Below are 13287 nucleotides of genomic sequence, written 5' to 3' on the forward strand. Positions count from 1 at the left end.
GGGATTCACTGCGTTCACCCAACCTACCCACTGCGAGGTCAGTCGTGCCATCCAAACTGCAACAGCCAACGACGGCTGCCACTACAGAAGATGAATCCTTGCCAGACTACCGCCCATCCCAACGCGATAGCCTCTCCTCCGACTTCGAACACATCGGCATTACCCACAACGTGGCTCAGATGCTCTAGAAAGCCAATAACGACGTTCCGCTGAACAAGGTCTCCTTGGGTCGACGGCGAATACGCCTGCACGAAGAACCACTGAAAAACGGCCGCTTCGACCGCACCGCGCCAAGGCGCCGCAACCGGCAGCAGTTCGATCTTCTTTGCTAAGTCTGATCGGTCAGAACCAAAGATTTCCCGAGCAATTGCCTCTTTCAGTTCCGCAGATTCCTCAAGGGCAGCGAGCGTGTATTGGCAAGCGTGATCACTGCCCTCGTTGAGGGCTGCGACTACCGCCAAATACCCGTTGCATGTCTCAATAGTCATCGCGCTTTCCTGGAGAAACCGCTGCCTTCAACACCAGTGCTTGTTCGGGGGCGCGGGCCGACAACAGCTGGCAAACGCGGCGCCACTAAGAGTTCAGGCCTCAGCCCCTCACCTCACCCTGCCCCAACACCACCCACTTCATCGACGTCAGCCCCTCCAGCCCCACCGGCCCGCGAGCGTGGAACTTGTCGGTGGAAATGCCGATCTCGGCACCCAGCCCATACTCAAAGCCATCCGCAAAGCGCGTGCTGGCATTGACCATCACGCTGGCCGAATCCACCTCGCGCAGGAATCGCATCGCGTTGGGATGATTCGTCGTCAGGATCGCATCCGTGTGATGCGAGCCATAGCGATTGATGTGGGCAATGGCTTCGTCAAGTGAATCGACCACCTTGATGCTGATGATGGGGGCGAGGTATTCGGTGGACCAGTCTTCCTCCGTCGCCGGCACCGCACCAGGCACCAAAGCCAAAGTCCGCAGGCAGCCGCGCATCTCCACGCCCTTGGCCTTGAAGATGGCCGCGATGCGCGGCAGGAAGGCCGGCGCCTGGGCCGCGTGGACCAGCAGCGACTCGGTCGCGTTGCAGGGGCTGTACTTCTGCGTCTTGGCGTTGTCGACGACCTTGAGGGCCTGCTCCAGGTCCACCTCGGCATCGACATAGCTGTGGCAGTTGCCGTCCAGATGCTTGATGACGGGCACCTTGGCCTCGGCAGAGATTCGCTCGATCAGCCCCTTGCCGCCGCGCGGAATGATGACGTCCACCCATTGCGGCGAGCTGATCAACAGCCCCACGGCGGCGCGGTCGGTCGTGTTGACGAGCTGCACGGCGGCGCGCGGCAGGCCGGCTTCTTCCAGTGATGCGGCCACCAGCTCGGCCAGGGCAAGGTTGGAGTGAATCGCCTCCGACCCGCCGCGCAGAATGCAGGCGTTGCCGCTCTTGATGGCCAGCGAAGCGGCCTCGATGGTCACGTTGGGGCGGCTCTCGTAAATCATGCCGAACACCCCCAGCGGCACGCGCATCTGGCCGACGCTGATGCCGGTGGGGCGGCGCCTCACGCCGGTGATCTCGCCGATGGGGTCGGGCATGGCGGCGATCTGCTCGCAGCCTTCGGCGACCGTCGCCAGGGTCTTGGCGTCGAGCTTCAGGCGGTCGCGCAGCGGGCCGCTCAGCTCGGCGGCACCGGCCAGGTCGCGGGCATTGGCTTCGGCAAGCGCCGGGCCGGCCGCGCGCAGGCGGCGGGCCAGGGCCAGCAGGGCAGCGTTCTTGGCGGCCGTGGGCGCGGCGGCCATTGCGGTGGCGGCGGCGCGGGCGGCGCGGCCGAGGTCGTCCATGTAGGCAGGCAGGCTCATGGCCGCCATTTTCGTCGACGACCCTCGACCTACAGCTTCGTAAGGTCTGGGCCGCCCTCCGCGCCGAACCAAGCCTTGCTCAACGCCTGGCGAGCGCTGTTCTCGGCGGCCGTGTCGCCGCGCTTCCTGTAGACCTCGGCCAGGGCCGCCAGCGCCCAGCCGTTGTTGCGCACGCGGGCGAGCGATTCCCGCAGGGCTTTCTCGGCTTCGTCCAGCCGCCCCTGGCGCAGGCGCACGGCGCCGAGGGACTGGCGCACCGGGTAGTACCAATAGGCCGGCTCGGTGTAGGCCAGGCCCTCCTCGATGGCGACGGCCTGCTCCAGTGCGGCGGCCGCGCCCGCCAGGTCGCCCTGGGCGTCGGCCAGGCGTGCCGTGGCGACGAGGCGGGCCGTCTGCGCGATGGCTTGAGCCGGAATGCCCCAGGCGTCGAAGGGCTTGAAGTCGGCGCCCTTCTCCAGCGCCGTGATCGCCTCGATCTCAAGCCGGGCCGCGGCCGCATCGTGGCGGGCCGCCTGGGCCAGCGCGCGGGCGTAGTGGTACATGACGCGCACCAGCACCAGGTCGTCGGGCGGTGCGGCCAGCTTCAGGATGACATCAGGCGGGCTGAACTGGGCGTGCGTCGTGTAGGGCGCGGCCTTGACGGGCTGCATGATGGGGAAGGCCTTGACGACGTCGACGGGCATGGACGCGTCGAGCTTGGCCGCCGCGTCGATGGCTGTCTTGGCCGCACCACCCATCTGGGCCGACACCATCAGGAAATGGATGTTGTGCGGGTAGTAGGCCGAGCGGTAGAGCGGGTCGGACGGCGAGCTCTTGAAATAGGCCTCGTCGACGGCGATGGCCTGGCGGTTGGCATCCAGTGACTCGCGGTACAGGCCGACGCGGTAGTAGATGTGGGCCGGCATGTGCACGATGTGGCCGGCACCGGGCATCTGCGCGGCCAGGCGGCGTGCGGGTTCCAGCGCGCGCTCGGGCCGCGTCGAGGCCTCGACGGCATGGATGTAGAGGTGGATGGCGGCGGCATGGTTGGGGCGGCGCTTGAGCACGGTCTCCAGCGCGGCCACGATGTCGGCGGTGCGGCCCTTGGGCTTTGCGCCGGCGGCCTCCCAGTAGTCCCAGGGCTGGGTGTCCATGGCCGCCTCGGCGTAGAGCACCTGCATCAGGTCCTCGCCGGGGAACTGGGCGGCGACGCGCTTCATCGCATCGGCATAGGCGGCGTCCAGGGCACTGCGGTCGGCCGGTGGCTCAGCGGCGTAGCGCTGCTGCAGGGCCTCGATGAGGACGCGCTCGCGCGGCGGCAGCTTGTCCTTGAGCGCGACGGCGCGGGCAAGCGCCGTCCAGGCGGGCGCGTTGGCCTCGGCCTGCATGGGCACATTGATGTTGGGGCCCAGCACCAGCGCCTCGCCCCAAAAGCACAGGGCGCAGCCCGGGTCGAGCTTCTGCGCGGCCTGGAAGGCACGCTGGGCCTCGGCATGGTTGAAGGCGAAGGACAGGCGCAGGCCCTGGTCGAAATAGGCCTGCACCTTGGGCGACGCATGCTCAAGCTTGAAGCTCATGCGGCCCAAGTCCTTGTAGAGCGGCACGTCGCCCGGCGCGGCCTTCATGGGCGCGGGCTGGAAGGGCGCGGTCTCCGTCCTGGGCGCGGAGGCGGCCGAGGCCAGCAGGGCCTGCAGCAGCACGGGCCGACCGGCCACTGACGGGGCGCAGACGCCGCCGGGGCTGCTCAGCAGCGGGTCAAAGGCAGCGGCCGTATCGGCACTGCCGGCCAGGGCGACGAGGCCCAGCGCGGCGAGGGCCTGCAGCAGGCGGGTGGCGGGGTGATGGCGTGATGGCATGCGACCTCCAGGCCCGGCAGGGGCCAGGAGGGGCATGCTCGCACCAGCGCCGCGCGGCCGCAATCAGGGCCGGGTCAGGGCAGTGGTTTGCCCTCGGCGTCGCGAACCTCGGGCTTGCGGCCAATCGCTTCCAGCTGCGGCACGATCTTGGCCTTGTCGCCCACCGCCACGACGATGAGCTGGGCCGGGTCGAGATGCTGCTGGGCGGCCTTCAGCGCGGTGGCAGCGGTGACGGCACCGACCTTCTTCGGCAGCTCGGTGATCGCGTCCAGCGGCCGGCCCGCGGACCAATTGCCCGAGTAGCCGGCCACGACCGCGAGGTTGGTGTCGAACAGGCCGGGCAGGGACAGCAGCTGGGCGTTGCGCACGCGGCCCAGCTCGGCCGCGCCCATGGGCTTGGCGCGCATGCCCTCGATCTCCTTCCACATGTCGACCAGGGCCGGGCCGGTCACGTCGGTGCGCACGCTGCCGCGGATGCCGAACTGGCCGCGCTCGCGGCCCATGGTGTAGCCGGAATGGATGCCATAGGTGTAGCCCTTGACCTCGCGCAGCTGGTTGTTGATGCGCGACGTGAAGAGGCCGCCCAGGGCCGCATTCATGACATTGATGGCGGCTGCATCGGGCGCGGCGGCGAAGGGGCCGGGCGAGACGACGGCCAGTGCGGTCTGCGGCGCGCCGGGCTTGTCGACGACGACGGTGCGCGCTGCGATGGGCCTGGACGCGGGCAGCGGCGCGGCGGCTGCAGCGGCGCCCTCGCCCTTCCAGGCGCCGAACAGCGGTTCGATCAGTGCCCGCAGCTCGGCCTCGGTCAGGTCACCGGCAACCACCAGGGCCGCGCGCTCGGGGCGGTAATGGGCCTGCCAGAAGGCGCGCAGCGCAGCGCCATCCACGGCCTTGATGCTGGCCTCGGTGCCCAGCGCATTGGCGCTGAGCGGGTGGCCCTCGCCATAGGTCACGCGGTTGCCGACGGCATTGGCCAGCAGCGGTGCCTGCTCGCGCATCTGGGCCAGGGCGGCCAGGCGCTGAGCCTTCAGGCGCTCGATCTCGGGCGCCGCAAAGGCGGGGTTCAAGGCCAGGTCGGCCAGCAGCCCCAGGCCTTCCTTGGCACTGGCCTTGAGGCCGGAGAAGTCGATGCGCGCCTCCTCGCTGCCGGCCTGGGCGTTGAGCGTGGCGCCCAGGGCCGCGGCAGCTTCGGCAATCTGCTGGGCGCTGTGCGTCTTGGTGCCCTCGGGCAGCATGGCGGCGGTGAAGCCGGCCAAGCCGGGCTTGTCCGCCGGGTTGGCGCCCTGGCCGGCACGCAGCACCAGGGCGGCACTCACCAGCGGCAGGCCGGGCTTGGGCGAGTAGATGACGGTCAGGCCGTTGGCCAGCGTGAAGCTCTGCGCGGCCGGCAGCGTCAGCGCCTTGGCCTTGGCGGCACCGGGCGGCTTGGCGCGCCAGGCCTCTGCCGCGTTCAGCGACTCGCGCTCACCCTTGGCGGCCTTGGTGGGCGCCGGCGGCGTGGCCACCTCGGGCGGCAGCACCTGCTCGCCAGGCTTCGCTTGCACGACGACGCGGCGGTCCTTCTTGAGCCATTGCGTGACGGTGGCACTGACGTTGGCCGGGCCTAGCTGCCCATAACGCGCCAGGTCCTTGCCGACAAAGCCGGGGTCGCCGGCCATCTGGTTGTAGTGGTTGATGAGGTCGGCCAGCGACGTCACCTTCTCCATGCGCTGCAGCAGCTGGGTCTGGATGGTGGCGCGGGCCTGGCCCAGCTCGGCCTCCGTGGGCGGCGTGGTGGCAAGCCGGGCGATCTCGGCGTCGACCAGCTTCTCGATCTCGTCCAGCGACGCGCCAGGGCGGGCGACGATCTCGATGTTGAAGATCGAGCTCAGCGACTGCGAGTCCTGCCCCACCTGGACGCTCTGGGCGAGCTGCTTGTCGCGCACCAGCAGGCCGTACAGGCGGCTGGCCTTGCCGCCGCCCAGCACGTGGGCGGCGACGTCGAGCTCGGCGTCACCTGCCGCGAACATGGGCGGCGTGTGCCAGGCGAGGTTCAGGCGCGACAGCTCGATGCGGTCGGTGACGACGAGGCGGCGCTCCTTCGTGATCTCAGGCATGGCGACCTTGACCTCGGGCACCTTGGCGCCGGCCTTCAGCGAGCCGAAATACTTCTGCACCAGGGCCTTGGCCTGCTTGGGGTCGAAGTCGCCGGCCAGCACCAGGGTGGCGTTGTTGGGCCGGTAGTAGGTGCGGGCAAAGTCCTTCACGTCCTTGAGCTGGATGCCCTGGATGTCGGCATGCGAGCCGATGACGGCGGCGCGGTAGGGGTGGCCTTCGGGGTAGAGGGCCTGGTACATCGCCTCCTCGACGATGCCGTAGGGCCGGTTCTCGAAGCTCTGGCGGCGCTCGTTGCGCACCACGTCCTGCTGGTTGGCCAGGGACACCGAATCGACCTCGTCGATCATGTAGCCCAGCATGTCGGCCTTCAGCCACAGGCCGAGTTCGAGCTGGTTGGACGGCAGCGTGAAGAAGTAGTTGGTGCGGTCGAAGTTGGTCGAGCCATTGCTGTCGGTGCCGCCGGCGGCGTCGACGAATTTGTCGAATTCGCCGCGCGGGATGTGCTTGCTGCCGGCGAACATCAGGTGCTCGAACAGGTGGGCAAAGCCGGTCTGGCCCTTGGCCTCGTTGCGCGGGCCGGCATGCACCCACAGGTTGAAGGCCACCAGCGGCAGGCGGTGGTCCTCGACGAGGATGACCTCGAAGCCATTGGCCAGCGTGAGCTTCTCCTGGCGCACGGCGAGCTGGCCGGCCTCGGTGTTGACCGCACCCTTCATCGCGGATTCAGGGGCGGCGCCCGCGGGCAGGGCGGCCGAGAGGGCGCCGGCCAGGGCCAGCAGCGCGACGAGACGGCGGGGGGCGGGAGCTTTCATTCGTATCGGTCCTCGAAGGGCAATGCGGGATTGGGCGACGTGTTCAACACGGTGCGGAAGTGCCGGGAGTCACCATGAGCCTACCAAGGCGACAGCCAGGCGAGCAGTGCCAGCCAAAGTGGCGCCGTGGCGACGTAAAGGATGGTGGAGACGACGGTGGCGGCCGTGACCTCGGCCTCCAGCGCCCGGTAGCGCTGGGCAAAGATCAGCGCGTTGGAGCCGGTCGGCAGCGCCGCAATCATGACGATGACGGCCAGCGGCATGCCATTCAGCCCCAGGCCCCAATGCGCGACGCCCAGCACGACGGCCGGCATCAGCAGCAGCTTGGCCAGCACCAGCCCGGCCAGGCCGCGCCATGTGCGTGGCCAGCCGTAATAGGCCAGGGACATGCCGATCAGCGTCAGGCACAGCGGCACGACGGCCGTGCCCAGGCTTTGCAGCGCCTCATCGGCCACGGCGGGCAGGGTGAGGCCGGTCGCGTTCCAGGCCAGGCCGGCCAGCACCGGTAGCACGACGGGATGGATGACGGTGTTGCGCACCGTCTGCAGCAGCGTGCCGGCCAGGTTCCCGCTGCTGCGCTCGCGCGCCAGGTCGAGCTCGACGATGGCGGTCAGCAGCGTGAGTATCGACAGCGCATGCAGGCTCACCACGGCGATGTGGATGGCCAGGCCTTTCTCGCCGAACACGCCGGCCGCAACCGGCAGGCCCACCTGCAGCGTGTTGCCAAAGCCTGCCGTGATGGCCCTGACGCTGGGCGCGACGACGTTCTCACCCGGCTTGCGCAGCCCGCGGTACAGCACGTAGAGCAGCGCGATCAGCACCAGCACCGGCACGAAGAAGGCGAACAGGAAGGCCCATGGCAGCGTCGCCGTATCCAGCCGCGCCGTGGTGCGGAACAGCAGGGCCGGCACGAAGATGTAGAAGGCCGCGTTGGCCAGCACGCGGGCCGGATCGCTGTCACTGCCCGCCTCGCCGCCGCCCAGCCAGCGCATGCGGCCGACCGCCCAGCCGATGGCCACCGCAACCAAAATCGCCAACAGCTTCGCCGCAATTGCCCAGGTCATTCAGGCCCCTCGCCTGGTCTCGCCGCGCTGAACGCCGGCGCGCCCAATCGGTCCCCCGAGGGGACGGCGATGCTTGCCGGATCGACCGGCAAGCACATCGCCAAGGCGGGCCGGCTCGGGAGCGGCCCAGCGCTCGGCCCGAAATGCGTCAAAGAAGCTCACGCCAGAGGAAGACGAAGTTCGAACACAAAGCTGCTGCCCTGCCCCGCCGTGCTCTGCACCAGGATCTGGCTGCCCATCAGCCGCACGAGCTGCTGGCTGATGGACAGCCCGAGGCCCGTGCCGCCGAGGTGGCGCGAGGCATCGGACACCTGCTCGAAGGCCTGGAAGAGCCGCGCCTGCTGGGCCGGTGTCATGCCGATGCCGGTGTCGCTGACCTCGAAGCGCAGCCGCGTGTGCCTGGCATCGAGCTCGACGACGCGCGCGTCGAGCTGCACGCTGCCGCTGTCGGTGAACTTGACGGCGTTGGACAGCAGGTTGAGCAGCACCTGGCGCAGGCGCTGGCCGTCGGCGATGACCTGGGTCGGCAGGCGGGCGTCGATGTCCAGCCAGAAGGCCAGGCCCTTCTGCTCGGCGCGCAGGCGCACGCTGTCGCAGGCCATGTCGATGAGGGCGCGCAGGTCCACGGACCCGGCTTTCAGCGAGACCTTGCCGGCCTCGATGCTGGCCATGTCCAGCACGTCGTTGATGAGCTCCAGCAGATGCAGGCCGGAGTCACGCATCAACTGCAGCTTGGCCTGCTGGCCGGCGRGAATGGCGGCATCCATCTGCATCAGCTGCGTGAAGCCCAGGATGGCATTCAGCGGCGTGCGGAACTCGTGGCTCATGGTCGCCAGGAAACGGCCCTTGGCCTGGTTGGCGCTTTCGGCGCGCAGCTTGGCCTCGCTGAGTTCGGCGGTGCGCTCGTTGACGAGTTCTTCGAGGTGGTCGCGGTGGCGGGTCAACTCGGCCTCGGCCTGGCGGCGCAGCGAGATGTCGCTGACCATGCCCTCGATGCGACGCTGGCCGCTCTCGCCCTCAACCCAGTGCGCGTTCAGCTCGACCCACAACGGCCGGCCACCCGCGCCGCGGAGCTGCAGTTGGCATTGCTGGATCTTGCCCTGCTCGTTCATGACGGCGGCGACGCGCTGCATCTCATGCCGGTCAATGCCGGACAGCTCGCGCAGCCGCCGCCCCACGGGGCTTTGCGAACCCAGGCCCAGCATCTGCGTGAAGGCGCGGTTCATGCTGAGCACGCGGCCATCGGCGTCGGCCTGGAAGACGCCCTCGGTCGCGTTCTCGAACAGGCTGCGGTAGCGCGCCTCGCTGGCGCGCAGGCCTTCGGAGCTGAGCTGCACCTGGTCAGCCGCGCTGCGCAGCTTCAGGCTCATGGCGTTGAAGCGCATCGTCAGCTCGCCGATCTCGTCGCCGCGCTCCACGGTCTCCTGCGCACCGAGGTCGCCCTTGGCAACGCGCTGGGCCAGGGCGCCCAGCTTCAGCACCGGCCGGCGCACCAGCCATTGCACGAGCAGGGAGCTGGCGATGACGATGCCGATGACGACGACGGCCAGCAGCTCGACGACGAAGAGGCGGGTGCGGCTGATCTGCTCGTCGATGAGATCACGCGTAACGGTGAGAACGGCCGAGGCGACCTGGGYGCCGGCCGTGTCAGCCGCGGGCTGGTAGGTGATGGCGAACTCGCGTCGCAGCGGCCCCACGGCCGGGGTGTCGCGGCCGCGCCGCGCCTGGCCGCCGCGCAGGCCCAGGCCCTTGAGCTCGATGGCATGCACCTCGGGGTCGGCCATGACGGCGTCGAGCAGGTTCTCGATGGCGACATGGTCTAGGTTCCAGATCGGGCCCGCGAAACCGCGCTCGATGAGGCCAGCCATGCGCGCCTCGCGCTGGCGCAGGCCGGCCATCAGCTCGGCCTCTTCGTGTGTCGTCCAGTACCAGCCCACCGCCAGCACCAGCAGGCTCGCAACCAGCGCAATGCCGGCCGTCAGGCGCGTCTGTATGCCGATGCTGATCGGTGCCAACGCCATCCCCTCTCCCCCGGTGCAGCCTTGTCAGGCCATGCGGCGAGCATAAATGCTGTGGCGCCGCGAATTTCCTGCCCGCTCAGCTCTTGGCCGCCGTCTTCTTGGCCGCCACCTTCTTGGCAGCCGGCGCCTTGGCCGCACGCGGCTCGAACTCGAAGATGACCTTGCCTTCCTTCTTGTCATAGGCCAGGAAGGCCTTGAACTTGCGGCGCGTCTTGTTGGAGACGAAGTTTTCCAGCAGGTCGGTCTTGCCGTTGGCCAGCAGCTTGTGCACCTGGGCCGGCTCGATGGGCTGGGTCAGGATGACCTTGCCGGTCTTGAAGTCGCAGGTGACGGTGGCACCGACCGAATGCTCACAGACGTAGTTGGCGCCGTGCTCGTAGACGTGGCCCTTGCACTTGGGGCAGGCCCCGAGCGAGTTCTGGCCGGAAAAGTCCACCGGTTCGCCATCGCCCTCGGCCTTCTTGGCGTCCTCGCCGAAGTCGAATTCCAGCTTCCAGTTGGCGATCTCCTCGTCATAGACCAGCGCCAACTCGGCCGTGAAGGGCCAGCCCGCCTTGGAGCGGAAGCCTTCCAGCGGGCCGATCTTCTTGTTCGCCAGGAAGGTCTCGACCTCGTTCAGCTCAAAGCTGCGGCCGCCCGGGATCTTGCCGATGGAGAAGCCGCAGGCGTCCTCACCCGTGCCGCTCTTGCCGGTGCAGGTGAAGCGCCGATAGTTCTCTTTCACGATGCCGCCGCACTTGGGGCAGGGCGTCTTCAGCGTCGCATAGTCGCCGGGGATGGTGTCGCGGTCATAGCCCTTGGCCTTGGCGACCATCTTCTCGGTCATGGCCGCGATCTCGGCCATGAAGACCTCGCGCTTCAGGCGCCCCTTCTCCATCTCGGCCAGCTTGTATTCCCAGTCGCCGGTCAGTTCGGGCTTGGTCAGGTCCTCCACGTCCAGGCCGCGCAGCAGCGTCATCAGCTGGAAGGCCTTGGCGGTCGGGATCAGCTCGCGGCCCTCGCGCAGCATGTACTTCTCGCTGATCAGGCCTTCGATGGTGGCCGCGCGCGTGGCTGGCGTGCCCAGGCCCTTCTCGGCCATGGCCTCGCGCAGCTCGTCGTCGTCGATGAGCTTGCCGGCGCCTTCCATGGCGGACAGCAGCGTCGCTTCGGTGTAGCGCGCCGGCGGCTTGGTCTGCAGCGCCTTCACGTCCACGCTCTCGGTGCGCACGACTTCGTTGGCCTGCACCGGCACGAGGTTAGCGTCCTCGTCGTCCACGTCCTTGCCGTAGACGGCCAGCCAGCCCGGCTTGACCAGCACCTTGCCGTTGGTCTGGAAATGGTGCTTGTTGTCGATTTTCGAGATACGCGTCGTGACCAGGAACTCGGCCGGCGGGAAGAACACCGCCAGGAAGCGCTTGACGACCATGTCGTAGAGCTTGGCCTCGATCTCGGTCAGGGCCTTGGGCGCCTGCAGCGTCGGGATGATGGCGAAGTGATCCGACACCTTGGCGTTGTCGAAGACCTTCTTGGTGGGCTTGATATAGCCCTCCTTCAGCGACGTGGCGGCATGCTGGGACAGCGCGGCCAGCGGGCCGGGCAGGTCCTCGGTCGCCAGCATCTTGGCCGTGTCCTTGGCCACGGCCACGTAGTCCTCGGGCAGGAAGCGCGAGTCCGTCCGCGGGTAGGTCAGCACCTTGTGCTTCTCGTACAGCGCCTGGGCGATGGACAGCGTCGTCTTGGCCGAGAAGCCGAAGCGCGAATTGGCCTCGCGCTGCAGCGTCGTCAGGTCGTAGAGGCCGCCGCAGCTCGTGGTGCTGGGCTTGCTTTCCTCGGTGACGACGGCGGGCTTGCCGAGCACCGCCTTGRCGATCTCGTCGGCCTCTCCTTGAGTCCAGAGCCGGTCGGCCCGGCGCTCCAGGTCGTCGTTCTTCTTCCACGCGGGGTCGAACCACTTGCCTTCGTACTGGCCGGCCTGGGCGTCGAAGTTGGCGCGCAGCTCCCAGTAGTCGCGGGCGACGTGCTTGCGGATCTTTTCCTCGCGCTCGACAACGACCGACAGCGTCGGCGTCTGCACGCGGCCCACCGTGGTCAGGAAGAAGCCGCCGTCGCGCGAGTTGAAGGCCGTCATGGCCCGCGTGCCGTTGATGCCCACCAGCCAGTCGGCCTCGGAGCGGCAGCGCGCGGCGTCGGCCAGCGGCAGCATCTGCGCGTCGCTGCGCAGCTTCTCGAAGCCCTCGCGGATGGCGGCGGGCGTCATGGACTGCAGCCACAGCCGCTCGATGGGCTTGTTGAGCTTGCCCTTGGCCGGCTGGGCGTACTGCTCGATGAGGCGGAAGATCAGCTCACCCTCGCGGCCCGCGTCGCAGGCGTTGATCAGCGCCGTCACGTCCTTGCGGCGGATCAGCTTGGCCAGCGCGTTGAGCCGGCCCTTGTTCTTGTCGATCGGGTTGAGGTCGAAATGCGGCGGGATGACGGGGAGGTTGTTGAAGCTCCACTTGCCGCGCTTGACGTCGAACTCCTCGGGCGCCGCGATCTCCACCAGGTGGCCGACGGCCGAGCTGACGACGTACTGCTCGTTCTCGAAGTGGTCGTCGTGCTTGTCGAACTTGCCCGCCACGGGTGTCAGCGCGCGGACGATGTCCTGCGCGACGGAGGGCTTCTCGGCAATGATCAGAGTCTTGCTCATCGGTCTTTCAATCGGTTGTCTGTTCGTTCATTCGGGCCGAGCGCCGGGCCGCCCCAAGCCGGCCCGCCAGGCGATGTGCACGCGGCTCGAAGCCGCGTGTATCGCCGTCCCCTCGGGGGACCGGCCAAGGTAGTCCTTGGACGAGGGGTCTCATTCTTGCTGCCTACAATCCGGGCCTCGCGCGCACGCCTACGCACACGCGCACCCATGAAATCACCGTACCACAGCGCCGATGACCGCCAAATCCCCGCGTCCTGCCCCGCGCCGCAAGATCGAAGTCCGTGATTCCGGCGTGCATGGCCGGGGGGTTTATGCAGCAGCTCCCATCGCCGCCGGTGCTCGCATCATCGAGTACACCGGCGAGCGCATCACCTGGGAGCAGGCGGTTGACCGCCATCCGCACGACCCGGCCCAGCCCAACCACACCTTCTACTTCCACCTCGACGGCGGCCTCGTCATCGATGCGCTGTATGGCGGCAATGACGCGCGCTGGATCAACCACGCCTGCGAGCCCAACTGCGAAGCCGACGAGGTCGATGGCCGCGTCTTCATCCAGGCGCTGCGCGATCTGGAGCCCGGCGAGGAGCTGTTCTATGACTACGGCCTGGTGCTGGACGACCGCCACACGGCCAAGGTCAAGAAACAGTTCGCCTGCTGGTGCGGCGCGCTGACCTGCCGCGGCACCATGCTCGCCCCCAAAACCCGCAAGTCGGGGCGCTGACCTGATGGAACGGCGCCACCTCGCCGAATGCGGCTCGACCAACACCGAGGCGCTGGCGCATCTGCGTGAGGGCGGCGGGGCGCTGCTGGTTTCGGCCTCGCGCCAGACCGCGGGTCGTGGGCGCCTGGGCCGGGCTTGGCTGACTGAACAGGGGGGGGATGACGCCGCGCTGACTTTCTCCATCGCCTTGCCACTGCCGGCCGCGCTTGACCTGAGCGGCCTGTCCC

General features: G+C 68.4%; 8 protein-coding genes and 1 pseudogene. 2 read left to right on the top strand and 7 right to left on the bottom strand.

The genetic code is table 11. The annotated features are described in order from the left end of the window. Nucleotides 1–38 precede the first annotated feature (38 nt). From ACXJKR_RS11370 to ACXJKR_RS11400, 7 genes are all read right to left on the bottom strand, one after another. Entirely contained in the window at nucleotides 39–488 is a 450-nt protein-coding gene (locus ACXJKR_RS11370) for a hypothetical protein (protein ID WP_157281773.1), read from the bottom strand. 100 nt (nucleotides 489–588) lie between these two features. After that, a complete protein-coding gene (locus ACXJKR_RS11375) occupies nucleotides 589–1848 on the bottom strand; it encodes a glutamate-5-semialdehyde dehydrogenase (protein ID WP_457322933.1) in 1260 nt (419 codons plus the stop codon). 20 nt (nucleotides 1849–1868) lie between these two features. Then, nucleotides 1869–3674 carry a hypothetical protein gene (locus ACXJKR_RS11380; RefSeq protein WP_457322934.1) on the bottom strand — a complete coding sequence of 602 codons (1806 nt, stop codon included), beginning with the start codon at nucleotides 3672–3674 and terminating at the stop codon, nucleotides 1869–1871. A 74-nt stretch (nucleotides 3675–3748) separates the two neighbouring features. Continuing rightward, nucleotides 3749–6586, bottom strand: coding sequence for a M16 family metallopeptidase (locus ACXJKR_RS11385; protein WP_457322935.1), 2838 nt, complete (start codon nucleotides 6584–6586; stop codon nucleotides 3749–3751). A gap of 80 nt (nucleotides 6587–6666) precedes the next feature. Beyond that, nucleotides 6667–7623 carry an AEC family transporter gene (locus ACXJKR_RS11390; RefSeq protein ID WP_457322936.1) on the bottom strand — a complete coding sequence of 319 codons (957 nt, stop codon included), beginning with the start codon at nucleotides 7621–7623 and terminating at the stop codon, nucleotides 6667–6669. 185 nt (nucleotides 7624–7808) lie between these two features. Further along, nucleotides 7809–9671, bottom strand: coding sequence for an ATP-binding protein (locus ACXJKR_RS11395; RefSeq protein ID WP_457322937.1), 1863 nt, complete (start codon nucleotides 9669–9671; stop codon nucleotides 7809–7811). Between the two features lie 76 nt (nucleotides 9672–9747). Beyond that, nucleotides 9748–12339: a DNA topoisomerase III gene (locus tag ACXJKR_RS11400; RefSeq protein ID WP_457322938.1), complete on the bottom strand. Its 2592-nt coding sequence runs from the start codon at nucleotides 12337–12339 to the stop codon at nucleotides 9748–9750. Between the two features lie 232 nt (nucleotides 12340–12571). Between ACXJKR_RS11400 and ACXJKR_RS11405 the strand changes: the two genes are divergently transcribed. After that, on the top strand, nucleotides 12572–13060 hold the full coding sequence (locus tag ACXJKR_RS11405; protein WP_056199773.1) for an SET domain-containing protein: 489 nt from the start codon (nucleotides 12572–12574) through the stop codon (nucleotides 13058–13060). Nucleotides 13061–13064: 4 nt separating this feature from the next. Then, a pseudogene (locus ACXJKR_RS11410) lies at nucleotides 13065–13287 on the top strand (biotin--[acetyl-CoA-carboxylase] ligase); the annotation flags it as partial.

The sequence above is a fragment of the Roseateles sp. P5_E11 genome (assembly GCF_054049355.1).